The 20,815-nt window shown below is 58.9% G+C and carries 19 protein-coding genes; 5 read left to right on the top strand and 14 right to left on the bottom strand.

Annotation, left to right across the window (positions count from 1 at the left end):
• The first annotated feature begins 68 nt into the window (after positions 1-68).
• Entirely contained in the window at positions 69-749 is a 681-nt protein-coding gene (locus L6D74_RS13025; protein WP_236189432.1) for an alpha/beta family hydrolase, read from the top strand.
• Positions 750-799: 50 nt separating this feature from the next.
• Here the strand turns inward: L6D74_RS13025 and L6D74_RS13020 are convergent, their stop codons facing one another.
• On the bottom strand, positions 800-1,267 hold the full coding sequence (locus L6D74_RS13020; RefSeq protein WP_064594741.1) for a hypothetical protein: 468 nt from the start codon (positions 1,265-1,267) through the stop codon (positions 800-802).
• Positions 1,268-2,309: 1,042 nt separating this feature from the next.
• Here L6D74_RS13020 and L6D74_RS13015 point away from each other — a divergent pair.
• A complete protein-coding gene (locus L6D74_RS13015) occupies positions 2,310-2,669 on the top strand; it encodes a DUF6124 family protein (RefSeq protein ID WP_236189431.1) in 360 nt (119 codons plus the stop codon).
• Positions 2,670-2,869: 200 nt separating this feature from the next.
• On the opposite strand, the gene L6D74_RS13010 is transcribed toward L6D74_RS13015, so the two are convergent.
• From L6D74_RS13010 to inhA, 3 genes are all read right to left on the bottom strand, one after another.
• Positions 2,870-4,435 carry a methyl-accepting chemotaxis protein gene (locus tag L6D74_RS13010; RefSeq protein WP_064594745.1) on the bottom strand — a complete coding sequence of 522 codons (1,566 nt, stop codon included), beginning with the start codon at positions 4,433-4,435 and terminating at the stop codon, positions 2,870-2,872.
• 102 nt (positions 4,436-4,537) lie between these two features.
• Complete coding sequence (locus tag L6D74_RS13005; RefSeq protein WP_236189430.1) at positions 4,538-5,329, bottom strand: CPBP family intramembrane glutamic endopeptidase; 792 nt, start codon at positions 5,327-5,329, stop codon at positions 4,538-4,540.
• 235 nt (positions 5,330-5,564) lie between these two features.
• Positions 5,565-6,251: an isonitrile hydratase gene (gene inhA, locus L6D74_RS13000; protein WP_236189429.1), complete on the bottom strand. Its 687-nt coding sequence runs from the start codon at positions 6,249-6,251 to the stop codon at positions 5,565-5,567.
• A gap of 88 nt (positions 6,252-6,339) precedes the next feature.
• On the opposite strand from inhA, the gene L6D74_RS12995 reads away from it, so the two are divergent.
• Entirely contained in the window at positions 6,340-7,323 is a 984-nt protein-coding gene (locus L6D74_RS12995) for a GlxA family transcriptional regulator (RefSeq protein WP_236189428.1), read from the top strand.
• Here L6D74_RS12995 and L6D74_RS12990 read toward each other — a convergent pair.
• The 10 genes from L6D74_RS12990 to idi form a co-directional block, all read right to left on the bottom strand.
• Complete coding sequence (locus L6D74_RS12990; RefSeq protein WP_236189427.1) at positions 7,292-8,191, bottom strand: alpha/beta fold hydrolase; 900 nt, start codon at positions 8,189-8,191, stop codon at positions 7,292-7,294. The genes L6D74_RS12995 and L6D74_RS12990 overlap by 32 nt on opposite strands.
• Positions 8,192-8,203: 12 nt before the next feature.
• Complete coding sequence (locus L6D74_RS12985; protein ID WP_236189426.1) at positions 8,204-8,836, bottom strand: BRCT domain-containing protein; 633 nt, start codon at positions 8,834-8,836, stop codon at positions 8,204-8,206.
• A gap of 11 nt (positions 8,837-8,847) precedes the next feature.
• Entirely contained in the window at positions 8,848-9,237 is a 390-nt protein-coding gene (locus L6D74_RS12980; RefSeq protein WP_236189425.1) for a hypothetical protein, read from the bottom strand.
• 308 nt (positions 9,238-9,545) lie between these two features.
• The gene (locus L6D74_RS12975; RefSeq protein WP_236189424.1) at positions 9,546-11,375 is read right to left on the bottom strand and encodes a glycoside hydrolase family 15 protein; all 1,830 of its coding nucleotides are present in this window, start codon (positions 11,373-11,375) and stop codon (positions 9,546-9,548) included.
• On the bottom strand, positions 11,368-12,168 hold the full coding sequence (locus L6D74_RS12970; RefSeq protein WP_236189423.1) for a glucose 1-dehydrogenase: 801 nt from the start codon (positions 12,166-12,168) through the stop codon (positions 11,368-11,370). The genes L6D74_RS12975 and L6D74_RS12970 overlap by 8 nt, the downstream gene beginning before the upstream one ends.
• A gap of 115 nt (positions 12,169-12,283) precedes the next feature.
• The gene (locus L6D74_RS12965) at positions 12,284-12,940 is read right to left on the bottom strand and encodes a terpene synthase family protein (protein WP_236189422.1); all 657 of its coding nucleotides are present in this window, start codon (positions 12,938-12,940) and stop codon (positions 12,284-12,286) included.
• A 212-nt stretch (positions 12,941-13,152) separates the two neighbouring features.
• A complete protein-coding gene (gene ispG / locus L6D74_RS12960; RefSeq protein WP_236189421.1) occupies positions 13,153-14,421 on the bottom strand; it encodes a flavodoxin-dependent (E)-4-hydroxy-3-methylbut-2-enyl-diphosphate synthase in 1,269 nt (422 codons plus the stop codon).
• 25 nt (positions 14,422-14,446) lie between these two features.
• Positions 14,447-15,376: a 4-hydroxy-3-methylbut-2-enyl diphosphate reductase gene (ispH, locus tag L6D74_RS12955; RefSeq protein ID WP_134334389.1), complete on the bottom strand. Its 930-nt coding sequence runs from the start codon at positions 15,374-15,376 to the stop codon at positions 14,447-14,449.
• Between the two features lie 205 nt (positions 15,377-15,581).
• Positions 15,582-17,414 carry a 1-deoxy-D-xylulose-5-phosphate synthase gene (dxs, locus tag L6D74_RS12950; protein WP_236189420.1) on the bottom strand — a complete coding sequence of 611 codons (1,833 nt, stop codon included), beginning with the start codon at positions 17,412-17,414 and terminating at the stop codon, positions 15,582-15,584.
• Between the two features lie 13 nt (positions 17,415-17,427).
• Positions 17,428-17,973, bottom strand: coding sequence for an isopentenyl-diphosphate Delta-isomerase (gene idi / locus L6D74_RS12945; protein WP_236189419.1), 546 nt, complete (start codon positions 17,971-17,973; stop codon positions 17,428-17,430).
• A 397-nt stretch (positions 17,974-18,370) separates the two neighbouring features.
• Between idi and ispC the strand changes: the two genes are divergently transcribed.
• Both ispC and L6D74_RS12935 read left to right on the top strand, forming a co-directional pair.
• Entirely contained in the window at positions 18,371-19,546 is a 1,176-nt protein-coding gene (gene ispC, locus L6D74_RS12940) for a 1-deoxy-D-xylulose-5-phosphate reductoisomerase (protein WP_236189531.1), read from the top strand.
• 84 nt (positions 19,547-19,630) lie between these two features.
• The gene (locus L6D74_RS12935; protein ID WP_236189418.1) at positions 19,631-20,803 is read left to right on the top strand and encodes an MFS transporter; all 1,173 of its coding nucleotides are present in this window, start codon (positions 19,631-19,633) and stop codon (positions 20,801-20,803) included.
• The last annotated feature ends 12 nt before the right edge of the window (positions 20,804-20,815 follow it).

The raw sequence follows: 20,815 nt of genomic DNA, 5'->3' as shown, positions 1-20,815 counted from the left end.
GGAGCGCGCGCAGAAAACGCCGCGAATCCTTCGCCTGGAGTTATAGGCAGACTAAAAGCGAGGCAAGCATGGACAAACAGCACAAGGCCAGTATTGACGGGGATCAATGGGCGCAGTGCCTGCGGGATCACGGGTGGCTTTGGGATGCCGCTGTTGGTGAGGCTTCGGCGACCCTTATCCTCGCCCATGGTGCTGGAGCGCCGATGGATAGCGAGTGGATGACGGATATGGCTGGGCGCCTTGCCGGGCTGGGGGTGAACGTGTTGCGGTTTGAGTTTCCTTATATGGCGCAGCGGCGGGTTGATGGCAGCAAACGTCCGCCGAATCCGGCGCCGAAGTTGCTGGAATGTTGGCGTGAGGTTTATGGCTTGGTGCGACTTCATGTCGCTGGGGTTTTGGCGGTTGGCGGGAAATCGATGGGGGGGCGGATGGCCAGTCTGCTTGCCGATGAGCTTGGCGCTGATGCGTTGGTTTGCCTGGGTTATCCGTTTTATGCGGTTGGGAAGCCGGAGAAGCCACGGGTCGAACATCTGGCTTCTTTGCAGACTCGGATGTTGATTGTTCAGGGGGAGCGGGATGCGCTTGGCAATCGGGACGCTGTTGAAGGGTATTCCTTATCGCCGAGTATTGAAGTGTTTTGGCTGGCTGCGGGGGATCATGATTTGAAGCCGCTCAAGGTTTCCGGGTTTACGCATGAGCAGCATTTGGCTTCGGCTGCGGAGAAGGTGGCTGGGTTTCTTCAGATGTAGCCCTGACCGGTAAAGTCCGGGCACATCCTTTATGTCGGAAACCGTGGACGCTATTCACTGATCACCAGGTTAAAGCGTCCGATGGGCTGTGTCCGATAGCCATGACTTTTGAACTTTGCTTCAAAAGTACCTACTGCGATTCCCTTGGCAGGATCGAGGTCTATGGTCAGGGTGGCTTCATCGGCATCGACCACACTCCATCCATCAAAGCCATCCGGCGCGGGAATTGAATGACTGTGTCTGAAGCTCAATTTGTCCTTAAGCGTGTAGGTGGCTTTGAGAGGGGCGTCATTGATGTACGGGAAACTCATGCTGTAGGCGAAGTAGTCTCCGCCAGAAATTGATCCGGTCGATCCTGAGATTGACCAAGACAACTCCCCCGTTGGCGGATACTCATGTAGATAAAACAGGGATCTTTCAGCTGCCACTTCGGGATTGCTTCCAAATTTCCAGTGGAACTGATTTGCAAGGATCGTAGGGCTATGGGATCGAGGGACAAAAACAGTAAGGCTGCTCATCTGGAGTTCCTTTTTTCATGAAGGGTGATTGGCGTTCTTTTAATAGATCGCCAAACACTTGATATGCCTTCCTCAAGATGAGCGTCTACTGTCAAACCTGACAGCTAGGCGGATGGCTTCATATGTGCTTGTAGTGGTCAGCTAATAAAATTGCCTTGATGGGGTGTATATCCGTTGCTGCGGTGATGGCTGCTTAGGGTTCCGCCCTTACGGCGGGTCACTTTTGGCAAACGCCCCAAAAGTAACCAAAAGGTCTTGCTCCTACGTTCGGCCCGCTCGCTAAGGCTCGGGGTTCCTTCGCTCCGGGATTCATCCGGGGGGGCATCGCCTACGGTTTGCTTCGCTGCACCTCCTCTCGATGTGTTTGGCTTCGCCAAACGGTCGCTGCGCTCCCACCCCCGGATAAATCCCTCCACTCAGCCTTCCGACGTCGCCCGAAGATCAGAAGCGGTACTCGAGCTAACGCTCATCGTTTTGAGTGGTGAGAAGCGGATACGAACTGCTTTCGTTTTCTGTGGGAGCCAGCCTGCTGGCGATGGCGGCCTACGAGCCGACCAGTTTCCTGCAGACTGCATGCGATCTCTGTGGGAGCGAGCTTGGTCCGGGCGGCGATCCGACGAAAGCGGTCTGCCAGAGCACAGCAAAGGAACAGTCAAACATCCGGCTTTTTGGCGCATAAACGTAATTCTGCAAGCGCGTTTAAAGTACACGAACCGTTACGCCATAAGGGCTACGACTCCTTGCGTCGTTGCCTACGCGTACGCCAGAATCCGCCGGCTTACGCAGCTTGGAGAGGGCTATATCGTTTCCCTGTCACTCAAAAGTGACTGGGTTTGGTAGCCCGATTCGAGTTGTGGTTATTGCGACACCTTCAATGCTGTCTCTTTTCTGAGGTGCAGCTTTGTATGGTGGGCATGCGTGGGGCTCATTCGTGAGCGCCGGGTTTCCCAATTCGACCGGTCTACCAACCCGCGCATGGCCGCCACCCGCCGTTTGGTAGCGAGGGTGATGGCTCCCATTTTTTCGAATTGGAGTTTTATCCATGTTCAAAGCCACACCAAATCCACCAATAACCGATCCAACCTCCAACGACCCCGAGCTCGAGTCCAAAAAGACAAAAGAAGCCGCCGATCGCGCACTCGACTATTACCTCGGCCCCGAAATCCCGAAGTACTTCCCGCCCAAGTCCCGCCCCATCTACATGGTCGATCCCACACTCGATGACGAAACACTGCTCGTCGAAGCCAGCGAGTCATTGTCGTCAGCCAACGCCATGGCCGGGAATATCGCCAACTCGGTAAAAGGCCCGGAACGCAAACCGCTGCTGGCGCTGCAACAGCTGATCATGTTGAACGAGCTGTTGGTGAATCGACTGCTGGATAGGCTGAAATTGCCTCAGTAATTCGCTCGCTGTTATGGCCTCTTCGCGGGCAAGCCCGCTCCCACAATGGGTGGTGGTGTTGCGAGATTTTGTGGCCAATGCGAAACCCTGTGGGAGTGGGCTTGCCCATGAAGAGGGCGGTGCTGCTCACATCCATTTCAGACAGGCAATAAAAAACCCGGAAGCTCTCGCTATCCGGGTTTTTTGTATTGCCAGAACAATCAGCGGTTAAACCGCTCCACCAACGAATATTGCGTGTTGGCAGTCTTGGTCAGCTCTTCACTCAGCAACGCCGAGTTGTGCGCCTGTTCCGAGGTCTGGTCCGCCAGTTCCGAGATGTTGCTGATGTTGCGGCTGATTTCTTCAGCCACTGCACTTTGCTCCTCGGTCGCGGCGGCGATCTGGGTGGTCATGTCGGTGATGTTGGCCACCGCTTCGCTGATGCCGACCAAGGCCTGGTCCGCTTCCAGAACCCGCGCTACACCTTCTTCCGCCTGGCGATGCCCGGCTTCCATGGTTTGTACGGCGCTCGAAGCGGTTTGTTGCAGCTTGGCGATCAGGGCATGGATCTGGCCGGTGGATTCGCTGGTGCGTTGTGCCAGTTGGCGGACTTCGTCGGCGACCACGGCAAAACCACGGCCCATTTCGCCGGCACGCGCGGCTTCAATCGCAGCGTTGAGCGCGAGCAGGTTGGTCTGGTCGGCGATGCCTTTGATCACGTCGACCACGCCGCCGATTTCGTCGCTGTCCTTGGCCAGTTGGGTGACGGTCAGGCCGGTTTCACCGACCACGACCGACAGGCGCTGGATGGCTTCGCGGGTTTCGCCGGCGATGTCGCGGCCGCGGCCGGTCAGGCGATTGGCTTCCTGGGTGGCGTCGGCGGTGCGCTGGACGTGGCTCGCCACTTCCTGGGTGGTGGCGGCCATCTGGTTGACGGCGGTGGCGACCTGTTCAGTTTCCACGCGTTGACGTTCCAGACCGCTGGAGCTGTTGTGCGCCAGGGCGTCGGACTGTTTGGCCTGATCGGTCAGGTGCTCGGCGGTGTCCTGCAGACGGGTCAGGCAGGTTTTCAGGCGCGCTTCCTGGCTGAGGATCGACATTTCCAGACGCGCCTGGGCGCCACGGCTGTCGGTGTACATCTGCGCGATCAACGGGTCGGAGGTAGTCTGCTCGGCCAGACGCAGCAGGCGCTTGAGCCCGCGCTGTTGCCATTGCAGGCCCAGCAGGCCCAGCGGCACCGACAGACCGGCGGCGAGGGCGAAGCCCCACTGCGAGTTCAGGGTGGCGCCGATCATGAAGCTCAGCTGGCTGACCAGAATGAACGGCAGCCAGTCCTGCACAATCGGCAGCCATTTGTCGCTCGATGGAATCGCCGACTTGCCCTGGTTGATGCGTTGGTAGAGCGCTTCGGCACGGCGGATCTGTTCGGCGGTGGGTTTGACCCGCACCGACTCGTAACCGACCACCTGATTGCCATCGAACACCGGCGTTACATAGGCGTTCACCCAGTAATGATCACCGGTCTTGCAGCGATTCTTGACAATGCCCATCCATGGCAAGCCTTGTTTCAGTGTGCCCCACATGTGCGAAAACACCGCCGCCGGCACATCGGGGTGACGAACCAGGTTGTGCGGCGCACGGATCAGTTCCTCACGCGAGAACCCGCTGATTTCGACGAAAGCGTCGTTGCAGTAGGTGATCACGCCTTTGGCGTCGGTTGTGGAAATCAACCGTTGCTGAGCCGGGAAAGTCCGTTCGCGTTGTGTAATGGGCTGGTTGTTACGCATGGTTTTTCAATCCGCAAGGCTTTGAAAGGTTGTCGGCGGTATCGGTCATTTATTGAAATTTTTTTTCATTTATATGTACGGCGTCGCAAAACCGACCTTGCTTCAACCCGCGAGCATCGGATAGGTGAACAGGCCGAAATGCAGCAGGTTCAGACCAAAATGTGTGGCGATCGCTGCACCGAGCCCGCCAAAACGGTAGGCCAGACCATAGCCGACACCCGCCAGACTCGCCAGCAACACCCATTGCCAGCCGGCGCCCACATGCACCAGGCCGAACAGCAGGGATGCCAGCAGCAGCGCGAGGTTTTCGCCGTAGGGCAGGTGTTTGAAACGCCGGCTGAGGCCGCCCTGTATATAGCCGCGAAACAGCGCTTCTTCGACCAGCGTCACCAGCAGCAGATTGTTCAGCACCCACAGCCACGCCTGATCCGGCCACTTCGGCGCCCAGGTGATCATGCCCAGCAACACGGCGCCGCCGAGGGCCAGAATCACGCTCAGCGTCAGTGCCAGCGCGGTGGCGTACACCGTCAGGCGCAACGAACGCCGCGCGACGATCCACGGGCAGACCAGTAGCAGCCAGAAGCCAATCAGCGGTTTGTCGAGATTCAGGTACATCGAGAACGGCACGGCGTTGTTGGTGAAGCGCTGCGGCTCGATGGCCCGGCCGTTGTAGAAACCCGGCAGCCAGTGCAAGGCCAGCGCCAGGGCCAGCACGATAAACAGGCCATGGCCGAGATAACGCCCGACCGGCACGGTTTGCTGGCGCACGGCATAACCGGCGAAAACCAGCAGTGCAATGGAGATCAGCGCCAGCCAGCCGAGCTGGCCGAAACTCAGCGCCAATCCGTAACCAAGGCTGAGAAGCCCGAGATAGAGCCATGGCAGAGCTGTCATGGAAAGTCCTTGTGCACGATTTGTGGACAGGCTTTCTACACGGCTGGGGGCGAGGGGACAAGTGAAGGTGTGGGGGAAATCAGGGACAGCGCCAATCCGTGGTGAAGGAGGGCAAGTAACCCATGTGGGAGCGAGCCTGCTCGCGATGGCGGTGGGTCAGTTGCACAAAAATTAACTGACATGCCTTCATCGCGAGCAGGCTCGCTCCCACATGGCTTTGTGTTTGGCTGAGGGATCAGCGCAGGTTCAATTTTGCCGCCGCACGCTCGGTGATTTCCGTGCGCAACTTCAGCGAAGGTGCCGCACGCTTGCGCGCCTCATCGACAACCGCACTCGGCGCCATCTCCGGGCTGCCCGAATCAAACGGCGGCGCCGGTGCATATTCCAGCTGCAACTGCACCAGTTGTGCCGTATCGACACCCACCAGTTCCTGCGCCAGGGTCAGGGCAAAATCGATCCCGGCCGTGATGCCGCCCCCGGTAAACAGATTGCCGTCACGCACCACCCGATCCTTCACCGCAATCGCGCCCAGTGTCGGCAGCAGATCGTGATAAGCCCAATGCGTGGTCGCCCGTTTACCCTGCAACAGACCCGCCGCGCCGAGCACCAGCGAACCGGTGCACACCGACGTCACGTACCGCGCCTGCGCCGCTTGCGCCTTGATAAAGGCCAGCGTCTGCTCATCCTCCATCAATGGCCCGACGCCTGCGCCGCCGGGTACGCAGATTACGTCCAGAGCCGGGCAATCCTCGAAGGTGGTGGTCGGTTTCAGCACCAGCCCAGTGCTGGCGGTGACCGGCACCAGATCCTTCCAGACCAGATGCACTTGCACGTCCGGCAACGACGCCAGCACGTCGTACGGGCCGGTCAGGTCGAGTTGCTGCACCTGGGGAAACAACAGAAAACCGATCTGCAACGCCATGGTTCTTCTCCGTGAAAAGGGGTGGACGGCTTTACTGTAGGCGCGTAGGTTTTGGCGCATACGCCAATCAGCCCACGAATTACGCCAAATGCCGAAAACCATCCACGTACTCGCGTTCGCCAATGTGCAATTGCTCGATGTCACCGGGCCGTTGCAGGTCTTCGCCTCGGCCAACGACATCGCCCGTCAGCAGGGTTTGCCTGCGCCGTACGCGCCAACGGTGATTGCCAGCGGTGGCGGGGCGGTGAACTCGTCTGCCGGGTTGGCGATGCTGGCCGAGCCGCTGCCGAAGCAGCCCAGCGATACGCTGATTATCGCCGGCGGCTGGGGCGTTTATGCCGCTGCCGAAGACACTGAGTTAGTGAGTTGGGTGCGTGAACACGCCAATGGATGCCAGCGCGTGGCTTCGGTTTGTACGGGAGCATTCCTGCTGGCGGCCAGCGGCTGGCTCGACGGTCGTCGGGTCGTCACCCACTGGACTCGCTGCGAACAACTGGCGCAGCAGCACCCGCGTTTGCAGGTCGAGCCAAATCCAATCTTCATCAATGACGGCCCGGTCTGGACCTCGGCGGGCGTCACCGCCGGCATCGACCTGGCGCTGGCCATGGTCGAAGACGACCTCGGTCGCGACATGGCCCTGGACGTCGCCCGGCAACTGGTGGTGTTCCTCAAGCGCCCGGGCGGGCAGTCGCAATTCAGCGTGACGCTGTCACTGCAAAAACAGGGCAACCGATTTGATGATTTACATGCGTGGATCGCCGAACACCTGACCTGCGACCTGGGCATCCCGACCCTCGCTGAACAGGCCGGCATGAGCGAACGCAGCTTCGTGCGCCACTACCGCGCCGACACCGGCCAGACCCCGGCCCGGGCCATCGAACTGATCCGCGTCGAAACCGCCCGCCGGTTGCTGAGCGATACCGGTTTGCCGATCAAACGGGTCGCGGCGAATTGTGGATTTGGCAGTGAAGAAACCTTGAGACGCAGTTTCCTGCGGGCCATGGGTGTGACGCCGCAGGCGTATCGTGAGCGGTTTTCGGTCAGCGCTGCAGCAGATCCAGTAATGCCTTGAGCGTTTCGCCTGGCGCTTCCTCGGGAATGTTATGCCCGACACCCGCCAGCACCCGCCGCTCGTAAATCCCGGTGAAGTGGTGGGCATCTTCATCGTCTTCCGGCGCCGGGCCAACACCATCATCCGCACCGCACAGCGAAATCGTCGGCACGCCGATCGCCGGCTGTTTCTCCAGCGCCTGCTCCATCCCTTCCAGCGCCGGATCGCCCGGCGCATACATGAAGCGATGGCGATAAGAGTGAATCACCACCTCGACGAAGTCCGGGTTATCGAACGCCGACGCACTCAGCGGATAACGCTCGGCGTTCCGCGTCCAAGTCGGTGACCACAACTGCCAGAGCAGCCCGCACAGTTCCCGACGATTCTGCGTCAGCCCTACAACGCCACGGGGCGTGTGGAAGTAATACTGATACCAGAGGCGATGCTCGCTCTGCGGATCCAGCGGCTGGACCGAATTCGGAATGTCTTGCAGGTTGTAGCCGTCGCCCGTCACCAAACCGCGCACACGCTCGGGAAACAGCGCCGCCACAATGCACGCCGCCCGACCGCCCCAGTCGTAACCACACAATGTCGCTTGCTCGATTCCCAGCGCATCCATCAACTCCAGCAGATCCTGCGCCAGCGCCGCTTGCTGGCCGGAACGCAGCGTGTCCGGGTTGTTGAAACGGGTCGGGCCGTAACCGCGCAGGTAGGGCACGATCACCCGATAACCCTGGGCGGCGAGCGGCGGGGCGATTTCGTCGTAGGCGCGGGGGGAGTAGGGAAAACCGTGGAGGAGGATGACCGGCGTGCCGTTTTCCGGGCCGTGATGTTCATAGCCGATGGTCAGGCTTTCAGTCTTGCAAAACTGCATCACAGCTTGGGTCATCTCTCTCTCCCGTTATCCGAATAACACCTTCTGCCAATGGTCTTCGCTGATGATGGCAATCGGCACGCCGCTGTCGCGAAGCTCAACTGCTTTCTTGATCTTGGTGCCATAGCTGCTGTGAAGCCATTGATCATTACCGATGCTGCCTACCACCAGATAATGAATCTTTTTGCTGACAGAACCACCGATCAATCCACCTCGCTCGACAATCAACGCCTCACAGTCCTTGCGGGGGCCGTAGGCCATGACACCGGTGAAGAGAAAGACACGATCAGCACAGCTCAATGCCGGAGCAGGGTTGTCCAGAGGCAGAGAGGTTGAGGCAACGAAGGGTTGCTGTGCGCCGACTGGAAGACCTGCGAACTGGTGAAGCATTTCCAGCAACTCGACCGACTCTTCTGCATCAAGAACGCCGTCACTCAGCATGTCGGCGAGACGCTTATAAAGGATGTTGACGACCGGATCATTCAGATGGATCAAGTGCGATTCGATCCAGTTCTTGAGAAATTCGGCTTCCTGCTGATTGATCTTGCCGTCTGCTGCAAGCCCGGCGGCGATTCCAGTCAGTGCGTCGACGGAGCGACGGTCGATTCGGGCTTGATGAAAGAAACTGCTGTTCTGAAACTCCTGATGCAGATCGACCATTGCGCTCCTCCTTAAGCTTCGGCTTCCGCCACCTGATTAAAATACTTGCTCCGATCCGGCGTAAACGTCACCACCATTTTCGTCCGCGAGCAGGTCATGACGCGCTCGGTACCCAGATCAATATCCAGATCCTCCCCGCGCAAACCCTGCCACTGGGCGAGGTATTTCAGCGATCCGTATTTTTCGTTTTTCTTCAGGCTGCGGCTCACGCCGCCTTTCCAGCCGAGTACCGGTAATTCGTCGGCACGACAGCGTTGGGCGAGGTCGGGGAAGCGGGTGGCGCGCTGGCGGCCGATTTCCCAGCATTTGATCAGGCCTTTGTCGGCGGCTTCCCACAGTTCGTCGCGCTTGAGGCCGGTGCGCAGAGGGGTATCGATCTGGCGATGGATGCGTTGGCTCATTCTGGTTCCTTGAGTCGGGTTTTTATTGGACAGCTCCGCTGTGCCCGTTGCGGTGGATGGTAGGGGGGGATGTAACAGCTGGCAACAAGGTATTTCGGGGTGTAAGTGCGAGTTGCGGGCCAAGCGTTACACGGGGTTGGCAGGTTTCTGTAGGCCGTGCCATCAACAAGTTGTATCGAAAGGAATCGATTGTGTGGGCCAGCCCTTCAACCACAAGGCTCGGGGGTGTTTGCCGTTCGTAGGTGGTCATCCTACAAACGGCGATTGGAGTTGAGATCTTTCTTACAGGCTCTGGCGAAGAAGGATGACTACGGCTGCCAGTAATTTTTCTCCCCACTCAACTTGCGATCGAGAAAACTCGCCGCGCTGATCAGCGCCAGATGGGTCAACGCCTGGGGCGTGTTGCCCAGATGCCGGCCGCGGTTGTCGAATTCCTCGGCGTACAACCCCAGCGGATTGGCGTAGCGCAGCAGTTGCTCGAATTCCAGGTGGGCCTTTTCCACTTGCCCGGCGCGGGCCAGGCATTCGACGTACCAGAACGAGCACGCTGCGAAGGCGCCTTCAGTGCCGGACAAACCGTCGATGCCGGCATCGTCGTTGCGATAGCGATAAACCATGCCGTCACGCACCAGATGTTTCTCGATGGCTTCCAGCGTCGCCAGCCATTTCGGATCCTTGGCGCTGACGAAGCGCACCAGCGGCATCAGCAGCATCGAGCCATCCAGTGTGGTGCCGCCCTGGTATTGCACGAAGTGTCCGCGCTCTTCGTTCCAGAAGTTGTCCCAGATGTCGGCATGGATGGCCTGACGGGTCTGGTCCCAGCGGGCGAACGGCGCCGGCAGCGAGCGTTTCGAGGCCAGGCGGATCGCCCGGTCCAGCGCCACCCAGCACATCAGCCGTGAGTGCAGGAAGTGATGTTGCTCACCGCGCATTTCCCAGATGCCCACATCCTTGGTCTGCCAGGTCTCACAGACCTGATCGACCACTTCCGTCACGTGTTGCCAGCCTTCGTGGGAAATCGCGTCGCCGTACTTGTTGACCAGATAAACGGCGTCCATCAGTTCGCCAAAGATATCCAGTTGAATCTGGTCGTACGCGCCATTGCCGATCCGCACCGGTTTGGCACCGCCATGCCCGGCCAAATGCGTGAGTTCGGTTTCCGGCAGTTCCTGGCGGCCGTCGATGGCGTAGAGGATGTTCAGCTTCATCGATGACTGGCCGCAGCAGTCGCTGACCCGCCCGCGAAGCCAGCGCATGTAGGCGTTGGCTTCGTCGACAAACCCCAGGCGCATGAAGGCGTAAACAGTGAACGAGGCGTCGCGGATCCAGGTGTAGCGATAGTCCCAGTTGCGTTCGCCGCCGGGTGTTTCCGGCAGGCCGAAAGTGGCGGCAGCGAGGATTGCGCCGTGCTGGCGTGAGGTCAGCAGCTTCAGGGCCAGGGCCGAGCGGTTGACCATTTCTCGCCAGCGACCGCGATAGTTGGACTGGCCGATCCAGTCGCGCCAGAACTTCAGCGTGCGTTCGATGCACAGCTGCGCGGCGCCTTCGGCAAAGCGCGGATCGTCGCTGGCGCCGAGCATGAACGCCGCCGTCTGATCCTGCTTGAGGGTGAATTGCCCGACCGCTGCTTCCTGATCGACGCTCAAGGCTTGATCCGAGGCCAGCCGCAGTGTCGGCTGCCCGCTGGCGCTGAACAGCACATCCTGTTTATCGATGACGGCGCGGGTCTCAGCGCGGGCGTAGTCATGCCGTACCGCGCAGCGCAGGTGAAACGTCGCCTGCCCGCTGACCACCCGCACCCGGCGTATCAACAGCGGCAGGGCATCGTCGTTGTCGCCAATCGGCAGCAGATCGGTGATTTCCACCACGGCGTGGTCGCTGAGCCAGCGGGTTTGCAGGACGTTGGTGTCCGGCAGGTAGATCTGCTCGCGCCGGGCATCGGGCAGGTCCGGGGCGAGCTGGAAAATCCCCGCGTCGGGGGTATCGAGCAGCGAACAGAAGATCGACGGGCTGTCGAACGCCGGCCAGCAGAAAAAATCCACGCTGCCCTTGTCATTGACCAGCGCGGCGCTGCGCAGGTCGCCAATGATGCCGTGGGCGTCGATGGGGCTTTGTCGTTCGGATTGATGCTCAGCCATTGCCACGGAACTCCGGATAGAGGCTCATGCCGCCGTCGATGAACAGGGTGGTGCCGACGATGTAGTCGGAGGCATCGGAGGCGAGAAACACCACCGCGTTGGCCACGTCCTCGACATCGCCGATGCGACCGTAGGGGATGAGTTTGAGCAGGTCCTGCACGGCGTCGCCTTCGGTGGCGTCTTTATTGATGGCCGTGCGAATCGCCCCCGGCGCGATGCTGTTGATGCGGATGCGCTGGTGGCTGACTTCCTGGGCCAGGGTCTGCATCAACTGATCGACGCCGCCCTTGGACGCTGCGTAGTTAACGTGCCCGGCCCAGGGAACGCGCTGGTGCACCGAGCTCATGTGGATGATTTTTCCGGCAGCCCGGGACACGCCTTCGCGCACACCCTGGCGGTTGAAGATCCGCAGCGCGGCACGGGCGCAGAGGAACTGGCCGGTGAGGTTGACGCCGATCACCGCGTTCCAGTCGGCCAGCGACATATCCACAGCCGCCGCGTCTTTTTGCAGGCCGGAATTGGCCACCAGAATGTCCAGTGTGCCGAAGGCGTCGAGGGTCTGCTGGAACAGCCGCTCAACGTCTTCCTCCTTCGAAACGTCGGCGCCAATGGCGATGGCCTGGCCACCGTCGGCGACGATCTGCCGGGCCAGCGCTTCGGCGGGCTCGGCCTGACGGTTGTAGTTGATGACCACGGCAGCACCGGCAGCGGCCAGGGCTTTGGCGGCACCGTGGCCGATGCCGGAACTGGCGCCGGTGACAAGAGCCACTTGGCGGGCGAGGGAAATCTGCATGCAGGGTCGCGCCTTGTGCGGGGATCTGAACAGCTGACCGACGTCCTCGGGTCAGAGTTCAGCGCAAATGCGAAGGGCCGGGCAATCACATCGAATCCCCAAAAGGTGCGCGGGTTCAGACATGGTAGCGCGCACTGGTTTTATGCCATTCCAGATTGCCGCCAATCCATGTCCTCAATCCTGTGAGATAGCGCCGCAATATCGGTGAGCGCGTGCCTTTCATCAGCGTTGCGTGCAGGCGTTCGTATTCTTCCATCGCTGCGTCGTGGATATCGGCCGCCCGGTCGATGGCCTCCTGAAGCGAACAGTTGTGCCTGGCTGCCAGCAGGTAAGGCAGCTTGAAGTCGCCGGTTTCGTTGAGGTGCTCCTTGTAGGCGGAATACAGATCATTGACCAGAGTGGTCGCCAGCGAGGCCAGTGCGGTGATGCGGTGAATCTCTGGACGGGAATACGTGTTGGCCGGGACTTCGTAGCCGCCGATCGGGTCGATCAGTACCAGGCAAGGCCAGAAGCTGTTGACCTGCCGACTGGCCAGGTATTCAGCGACAGTGGGTTGGGTGCCATAGAGGCGCCAGGGACCTTCCGCCGCCATGGTGACGAACATGGAGATGGTGATCTGGCGTACCCGGGCGACTTGCGAGGGCGTGCAGAATTGGGCGACCCGTTTCATGTAAGCCAGCAATCCTCTGATCACTGGGTCGCGCATTTGCTGCCGTGCGAGTTCTTCGTCGAACGGTGCAGGTAAATAGACCGGGTCGATTGTGGTGCTCATCGACGCGGTTCCTGGGCAGGGGTGACAGGTCCATGTAAAACCTTTGGCAGAATTTGCGAAGCCAAAACCCTGAACCTTTCGCGGGAGCACTCCCTTCACACTCCACCAACAATTCCTCGCTTCCCCGCCCGTCTGGCTTTGTGGCAACTTGGCCACGAGTTCACATTGAAACTTGAAGAGATCTCCAACGACGTTGCTAAATCTATTCAACTTCACCGGGATGGATTTAACAGTGCTTCCAGTCTGGCTTTGGCCTCGGGTTGCAGACCATACCGGGCAGTCACGTAGGCATCGAGCAACTCAGTGAAGTCCGTTGCGATGTTGCTACCCTTGAGTGTCATTACCCGCTCGCCGTCCATGTACACCGGTGCCGATGGATGCTCTCCTGCTCCAGGCAGGGAAATGCCGATGTCCGCCAGACGGCTTTCGCCCGGGCCATTGACGACGCAGCCCATGACCGCGACATGCATATTTTCGACGCCGGGAAATTGCATTTTCCACTCGGGCATTCGGGCCTGGAGAAAACCTTCAATCTGCTGCGCCAGTTCCTGAAAAAAGCTGCTGGTGGTGCGCCCGCACCCGGGACAGGCCACCACGGTGGGGGTAAATGCACGCAAGCCCATGACCTGCAGAATCTGCTGCGCCACGAGCACTTCACGGGTGCGGTCACCGTTGGGTTCCGGAGTCAGGGAAATGCGCAGCGTGTCACCGATGCCCTCCTGCAAAAGCACCGCCAGCGCGGAAGAGGAGGCGACGATACCTTTGGAGCCCATGCCGGCCTCGGTCAACCCCAGATGCAGCGGAAAAGCGCAACGTGCGGCGAGATTGCGGTACACCGCGATCAAATCCTGCACATGGCTGACTTTTGCCGACAGCACAATCCGGTCTGCCGGCAAGCCGACGTCGATGGCCCGTTGCGCATTCTCCAGCGCCGATACCACTAGCGCCTCACGCATCACCGCATCGGACTCCAGCGGCAGGGCTGATGCCGCGTTTGCGTCCATCATCCGAGCCAGCAAATCCGAGTCCAGGCTGCCCCAGTTAACGCCGATTCTCACCGGCTTGCCGTAGCGGCAGGCGGCTTCGATCATGCTGCAGAACTGCTCGTCACGCTTGGCGCCCTTGCCGACATTGCCGGGGTTGATGCGGTACTTGCCCAGTGCCTCGGCGCATTCGGGATATGCCGCTAATAAACGATGGCCGTTGAAATGAAAGTCACCCACCAGCGGCACCTTGATGTTGCGCCGATCCAGAAGCTCGCGAATGTGCGCCACTTGCGCTGCGGCATCGTGGCTGTTGACCGTGATCCGCACCAGCTCGGCACCTGCCAGCGCCAGACTTTCGATCTGACGGGCTGTGACTTGGGCGTCGGTGGTGTCGGTGTTGGTCATGGCCTGCACAACAACAGGCCCTTCGCTGCCTATGGTGACGGGACCGATGATTACTTGCCGGGTGGTGCGTCGAGCGATGGGGTTGTCCATGGATTTGACTCCAGTGGGGTGCTGCTTACTGACGGGTGATCAACCCGTCGGGAAGGCGGAAGTGAACATGTTCTTCGCGCCCCGGCAGGTTCTCGATCTGGAGCGGGGCGATCCTGCTCAGGGCGTTGAGAACATCGCTGACCATTGCCTCAGGCGTTGAAGCCCCGGCGGTTATTCCGACAGTCGAATAACCGTCAAACCATTCGCTGCGAACTGCGTTGCCGTCGGCGATCAGATAACTGGTTGTTCCGTTTTGCGCAGCGATATCACGCAACGTTATGGAGTTGGCACTTTGTGGGCTGCCAATCACCAGTACCACATCGACGCATAGGCTCAGTTCACGTACGGCGGTTTGCCGATTTTGTACGGCGTAGCAAATGTCACGGGTGTCTGGCCCGATAATCTGTGGGTAGCGTTGCTTGAGGGCGTCGACCACTGCGCGAGTGTCGTCGACGCTGAGGGTGGTTTGGGTGATGTAAGCCAGCGGTGTATTTCGCACAAACTCAAGAGCGGCGATTTCGGTTTCGGTTTGCACGACCACAACGGGGGCGGGAATTTGCCCGAGCGTGCCGATCACTTCCGGATGGTTCGGTTCGCCAATCAGGATCACCTGATAACCTCGGGCAGCGTATTGACGACCCTGGTTGTGCACTTTGGTGACCAGCGGGCAGGTGGCGTCCAGTACCTGTAAACCCCGTTGGTGGGCCTGCGCTTGCACTTCTTTGCCAACACCGTGAGCGCTGAAGATCGTGACGGCATTGGTTGGCACTTCATTCAACGCTTCGACGAACCGTGCTCCCTTGGCCCGCAGGTCATCGACCACGTGCTGGTTATGGACGATTTCGTGACGCACGTAGACTGGTGTGCCGAATTGCTCGAGAGCTTGTTCGACGGTATCGATAGCGCGAACGACACCGGCGCAGAAGCCTCGGGGCTGGGCGAGGATGATTTTCATGGTGATTCCTCACGGTACTCCGGGTTTCTCTATCAATGGGCACGAAGCGTCTGAACAGGCCTCGCCAAAATATCTGTCCCTACAGGTTTGCGAATGGCTTTTACGTTTGTTTGATGCTGCTTAAATGGCGATCTCTGGTTCCTTGACACTTCAAATGTGTATGTCGTGGGTAGAAGCAATGAGTGTTTCCATTTCAGCGGGCGATTCATGCTCGTGTCTGCAACAGTACGTCGACCGATGCGCAGCGGTTGTCAGAAAGCTTCATGTCATGCGTACTTAGAAACGCCTCGATTGAACGTGTTATTCCGGCCGTATCGAGCCCGCTCATACTCAGCAACTTCTCGGGTGAGCCATGCTCGATGAAGTGATCGCTGAACCCCAGTTGCAGCACCCACGGTGAGTGACCGTGTATTGCCAATTGCTCCAGACACGCCGAGCCGCCCCCTCCCATTACGCTACCTTCCTCGAGGGTCACCAGCAGGTCATGGTCCCGGGCCAATTGCTGAATGAGGGCCTCATCGAGTGGTTTGATAAAGCGCATATTGGCAACAGTGGCGTCGAATGCTTCGGCGGCTTCAAGGGCAGAGCGCAGCATCGAGCCGAACGCCAGGATAGCGATGCGCAAGCCGATGGGCTGCGCCGAGTATCGGCGGATTTCACCTTTGCCCACCGGTAGGGCACGCAACGCCCGCGATGTGACGATGCCGTTACCTGATCCGCGGGGATAACGCACAGCACTCGGGCCTTTGAGGAGAAGGGCGGTGTGCAACATCTGCCGGCATTCGTCTTCATCTGCCGGGGCCATGACAGTAAGGTTCGGTATACAGCGCAGATAAGCGATGTCGAAAGCGCCCGTATGAGTGGCGCCGTCGGCACCGACGATACCAGCCCGGTCTATGGCGAAAACCACAGGCAGATTCTGGATAGCGATATCGTGAATCAACTGGTCGTAAGCTCGTTGCAAAAAGGTCGAGTAGATCGCCACCACCGGTTTCAAACCCTCGGCTGCCAATCCTGCAGCGAAGGTCAGCGCGTGTTGTTCGGAAATTCCGACATCGAAAAAACGGTCGGGGAAGCGTCGTTCGAACTCCACCAGACCTGATCCTTCGCACATCGCTGGGGTGATTGCCACGACGTTTGGATCACGTTCAGCTTCATCACATATCCACCTGCCAAATACTTGGGTGTAAGTGGCCTTGCTGGTCACAGGGGGATCTATACCGTGTGCGGGGTCGAATTTTCCCGGTCCGTGATAAAGCACTGGGTTGGATGCGGCCGGTGAGTAACCGTGCCCCTTTTCCGTGACAATGTGCAGCAGTTGCGGGCCGCGCAGTTTTTTCAGGGCACGCAGTGCAGGGAGCAACTCGTCGAGATGATGGCCGTTGATGGGACCTGTGTAGCCAAAGCCCAAGGCTTCGAAAAAAGTCGCCTCTGTTCCTGACTCTTTTACCTGCTTCAATTTCCCGAAGTATTCGCGCAAGGCCCCGACCGGTGGCGAGATCGACATGTCGTTGTCGTTGAGAATCACCAGAAACGGCAATTCCTTATATAAGCCGGCATTGTTCATCGCTTCGTATGCCATGCCGCCGGTTACCGCGCCGTCGCCGATTACTGCTACGCAATGGCGGGGTTGCGATTGATTGCGAGCGGCCAATGCCATGCCCAGTGCCGCCGAGATGGAAGTGCTCGAGTGCGCCGTGCCAAAGGTGTCGAATTCAGATTCGCAACGGCGGGGAAATCCGGAAATTCCACCGAATTGGCGAATACTCTCCATCGCTTCACGTCGACCGGTAAGGATTTTGTGGGCGTATGCCTGATGGCCGACATCCCACACGATTCTGTCGTTGGGGGTGTTGAACACGTAATGCAGCGCAACAATCAATTCCACGGTGCCAAGGTTGGCCGAGAGGTGACCGCCGGTTCTAGCGACACTATGCAAAATGAACGCCCGCAGTTCATCCACGAGTGGGCCCAGGGCGGCGACATGCAGCGCACGCAAATCAACCGGGCTATCGATGGTCTTGAGTAATTCGAACATGCTGGATTCCTTTCTAGTGGCTCGTTTTTGCGAGTTCTTTCCAGGCGCTTATCCTGGCAACTCCGGTGGTCTCGACGATCCGACGGAACCAAACGGTGAAGGTCTCGGGGGCAGCTGCGATGCGTGCGGGGAGTTGTGAAAGCTTGAGCCACTGCCATGCATGGGCTTCTTCGGGATTGGCGATGGGGTCACAGTGACTGACACCGACGAACACGTGGTCGAACTCGTGCTCTATCAATTGGTTCGAGACTTCTTCGCGGTAGAGCAGCGTGGAAACCTTGCGCAAGGAACAGGTTATGCCCATCTCTTCCTGCAAACGGCGTTTTGCGGCTGAAAGCGTCCGCTCGCCAAGCCGGGGATGCCCGCAGCAAGTGTTGGTCCACAGGCCTTGAGAATGGTATTTGCCGAAGGCGCGTTGTTGTAACAGGACACGGCCAGTGTTATCGAAAATGAAGATCGAGAACGCACGGTGCAAAAGCCCGAATTGATGGGCCTGCAACTTGGGCGCACAGCCTTTTTTACGATCTCGCCGATCGACCAGAATAAGTAACTCTTCCATAGCTAGACTCCAATACGTCTTCGCTACTGGGCGTTCCTACGCTGGCCAGACTTCTTAGGGAAAAACAGACGGGTGTTGTGGTTGGAAGTTAGTTGTTTATTGTTCAAGGGGCAAATTCTGATTAGATCTTTTTCTTATTCCGGGTGCTTTTTTCTGGTTGTGTAGTTCTATGGTGTGTGCGGCATTTTGCGAATGAATATTCAGGTTTGTATTGATGCTTATAGCAAACGTTCATAGAGATAGCACTTGTGTTACGTAGCTTTGTAGCTATTGTCAGGCAGAACTTCTCTGTGTTTTGTGATGGTGAATGACGCAGGTCGTGGGAGTTTTTTGATTCTGGGTGATTTCGATTTTGTGTATATCGAAGTTTTAATGTCTGGTTTTGAGGGGTCAGGGTATTCAAATGTTACAGCGCCTATGTGTTCTCGGTTCTACCGGGTCTATTGGCGACAGTGTTTTAGATGTAGTCGCACGTAACTCTGACAAGTATGTTGTGTATGCATTAAGTGCGCATTGCAATATAAAAAAGCTTTTTAAACAGTGCCTTGAGTTTAACCCGATAGTGGCTATCGTAAGTGAACCGCACCACGCGATAGAGCTTCAGGCACATCTACAGGCAGTACAGTCACGTACCGAAGTATGTTGCGGTATCGAGGCTTTGTGCGAGGTCGTTTGTGCCGCAGAGTGCGATACCGTCGTTGCTGCCATTGTCGGTGCGGCAGGGCTCCTGCCAACTTTGAGCGCAGCCCGGGCCGGAAAAAAAATACTCTTGGCCAACAAGGAAGCCTTAGTCATGTCTGGTGCGTTGTTCATGCGCACAGCCAGAGAGTCCGGTGCAGTTATTTTGCCGCTGGATAGCGAACACAATGCGATCTTTCAATGCTTGCAAGGTTGTGATCCCGAATTATCCGGCGTTGAACGGTTGATTCTGACCGCTTCGGGCGGGCCGTTCAGGACGCGTTCGCTGGCATCACTAAGAGACGTTACGCCCAAAGAGGCCTGTGCTCATCCCAACTGGGTGATGGGCCGAAAAATATCCGTCGACTCAGCAACGATGATTAACAAAGGCCTGGAGATCATTGAGGCCAGCTGGTTGTTCAATACGGCGCCGTCGCGTATCGAGGCGCTGATACACCCTCAGAGCATTGTTCATTCGATGGTGGTTTTTCGGGATCAGTCCGTACTGGCCCAGATGGGCAATCCCGATATGCGCATGTCCATTGCCCATGCGTTGGCCTATCCGCAACGTATAACTTCAGGCGTCGCGCCATTGGATCTCAGCCAGTTGTCGGCATTGACCTTCGAGAAACCTGATCTTGTTCGTTTCCCGTGCCTTGAGTTGGCCATGGAGGTGATCAATCAGCCGCCGGCGGCAAGTATTGTCCTGAACGCGTCAAATGAAGTGGCGGTCGACGCCTTCTTGTCCATGCGAATTTCTTTCACTGACATCGTGCGAGTCATTGATCGAACCCTGCAACGCATCGACTCAGCGCCGGTTAATACGATTGACGACATTCTGGCAATAGATGACCAGGCACGTAGAGTCAGTCGTGAGTCAATCGCACGCTTGTAGTCTTCACACTCCACCAACAATTCCTCGCTTCCCCGCCCGTCAGGCTTTGTGGCAACTTGGCCGCCCCTGATGAGGCTGCATCCGATGGCAAACCCTTACCGCGAGTTGTTCAACGCCCCCGGCGCCCGGGCCTTTGTGATGGCCGCGATGATCGCGCGCATGCCGATTTCCATGACCGGTATCGGTGTGATTACCATGCTCTCGCAATTGACCGGCGGCTACGCATTGGCGGGTGGGGTGGCGGCGACGTTTGCGCTGGCCACGGCGTTTTGCGCGCCGCAGGTGTCACGGTTGGTGGACCGTTTCGGCCAGGGGCGGGTGCTGCCGGTGGCGGCGCTGATCGGCGGGGGCGCGCTGTTGATGTTGCTATTGTGTACCCGTTTGCAGGCGCCGACCTGGACGCTGTTTGTCTGCGCAGCATTGGCCGGTTGCATGCCGAGCATGTCGGCGATGGCGCGGGCGCGCTGGACCGAAATCTATCGCGGCCAGCCGCAATTGCAGACCGCGTATGCGCTGGAGTCGGTGCTCGACGAAGTCTGCTTCATCGTCGGCCCGCCGTTGTCGGTGGGCTTGTGCGTCGGTGTGTTTCCCGAAGCCGGGCCGCTGGCAGCGTTGTTGATGTTGGCGATCGGCGTGACGGCGTTCGTCGCCCAGCGCAGCACCGAGCCGCCGGTGCATCCTCACGAATCAGAGCATCAGGGTTCGATCATTCGTTCGACCGACGTGCAATGGCTGCTGGCGTTGATGCTGGCCATGGGCGTGATCGTCGGCGTGGTGGATGTGGTCAGCGTCGCGTTCGCCCAGCAGCAGGGCCAGCCGGCGGCGGCCAGCATCGTGCTGTCGGTGTATGCCATCGGTTCCTGTCTGGCCGGTATCGCCTTCGGTGCGATGCGCTCGAAACTGCCGTTGCCCAGGTTGTTTCTGTATGGCGGGATCGCGACGGCGGTGACCACTTTGCCGTTGTTGCTGGCGAACAACATTTTCGGGTTGGCTGTCGCGGTGTTCATCGCCGGGCTGTTCTTCTCGCCGACCCTGATCGTGGCGATGGCGTTGATCGAGCGCATCGTGCCGCCGGCCAAACTCACCGAAGGCCTGACCTGGCTGGTGACCGGTTTGAGCATCGGCGTGGCCATCGGCGCCGCCGGTTCCGGCGCATTGGTGGATGCGTTCGGTGCGCGCAGCGGCTTCTGGCTGGCGATTGCCGCCGGGGCGGTGGTACTGGGCTCGGCGGTGCAGAGTTTCCGCCACTTGAAATGACTGGATAGACGC

This window comes from Pseudomonas pharyngis (genome assembly GCF_021602345.1).
GTDB lineage: Bacteria > Pseudomonadota > Gammaproteobacteria > Pseudomonadales > Pseudomonadaceae > Aquipseudomonas > Aquipseudomonas pharyngis.
Note: the sequence above shows the minus strand (reverse complement) of the source record. Positions and strands in the feature narration are given on the sequence as shown.

What these genes read in the sequence shown, in the direction of transcription:
- L6D74_RS12985 (WP_236189426.1), bottom strand. Translation starts at nt 8,836, where the DNA reads ATGGTCGATCTGCATCAGGAGTTTCAGAACAGCAGTTTCTTTCATCAA.
- L6D74_RS12970 (WP_236189423.1), bottom strand. Translation starts at nt 12,168, where the DNA reads ATGCAGATTTCCCTCGCCCGCCAAGTGGCTCTTGTCACCGGCGCCAGT.
- L6D74_RS13025 (WP_236189432.1), top strand. Translation starts at nt 69, where the DNA reads ATGGACAAACAGCACAAGGCCAGTATTGACGGGGATCAATGGGCGCAG.
- dxs (WP_236189420.1), bottom strand. Translation starts at nt 17,414, where the DNA reads ATGTTCGAATTACTCAAGACCATCGATAGCCCGGTTGATTTGCGTGCG.
- inhA (WP_236189429.1), bottom strand. Translation starts at nt 6,251, where the DNA reads ATGGCGTTGCAGATCGGTTTTCTGTTGTTTCCCCAGGTGCAGCAACTC.
- L6D74_RS12980 (WP_236189425.1), bottom strand. Translation starts at nt 9,237, where the DNA reads ATGAGCCAACGCATCCATCGCCAGATCGATACCCCTCTGCGCACCGGC.
- L6D74_RS12935 (WP_236189418.1), top strand. Translation starts at nt 19,631, where the DNA reads ATGGCAAACCCTTACCGCGAGTTGTTCAACGCCCCCGGCGCCCGGGCC.
- L6D74_RS13005 (WP_236189430.1), bottom strand. Translation starts at nt 5,329, where the DNA reads ATGACAGCTCTGCCATGGCTCTATCTCGGGCTTCTCAGCCTTGGTTAC.
- L6D74_RS12975 (WP_236189424.1), bottom strand. Translation starts at nt 11,375, where the DNA reads ATGGCTGAGCATCAATCCGAACGACAAAGCCCCATCGACGCCCACGGC.
- L6D74_RS12995 (WP_236189428.1), top strand. Translation starts at nt 6,340, where the DNA reads ATGCCGAAAACCATCCACGTACTCGCGTTCGCCAATGTGCAATTGCTC.
- ispG (WP_236189421.1), bottom strand. Translation starts at nt 14,421, where the DNA reads ATGGACAACCCCATCGCTCGACGCACCACCCGGCAAGTAATCATCGGT.
- idi (WP_236189419.1), bottom strand. Translation starts at nt 17,973, where the DNA reads ATGGAAGAGTTACTTATTCTGGTCGATCGGCGAGATCGTAAAAAAGGC.
- ispH (WP_134334389.1), bottom strand. Translation starts at nt 15,376, where the DNA reads ATGAAAATCATCCTCGCCCAGCCCCGAGGCTTCTGCGCCGGTGTCGTT.
- L6D74_RS13010 (WP_064594745.1), bottom strand. Translation starts at nt 4,435, where the DNA reads ATGCGTAACAACCAGCCCATTACACAACGCGAACGGACTTTCCCGGCT.
- L6D74_RS12965 (WP_236189422.1), bottom strand. Translation starts at nt 12,940, where the DNA reads ATGAGCACCACAATCGACCCGGTCTATTTACCTGCACCGTTCGACGAA.
- L6D74_RS12990 (WP_236189427.1), bottom strand. Translation starts at nt 8,191, where the DNA reads ATGACCCAAGCTGTGATGCAGTTTTGCAAGACTGAAAGCCTGACCATC.
- L6D74_RS13015 (WP_236189431.1), top strand. Translation starts at nt 2,310, where the DNA reads ATGTTCAAAGCCACACCAAATCCACCAATAACCGATCCAACCTCCAAC.
- L6D74_RS13020 (WP_064594741.1), bottom strand. Translation starts at nt 1,267, where the DNA reads ATGAGCAGCCTTACTGTTTTTGTCCCTCGATCCCATAGCCCTACGATC.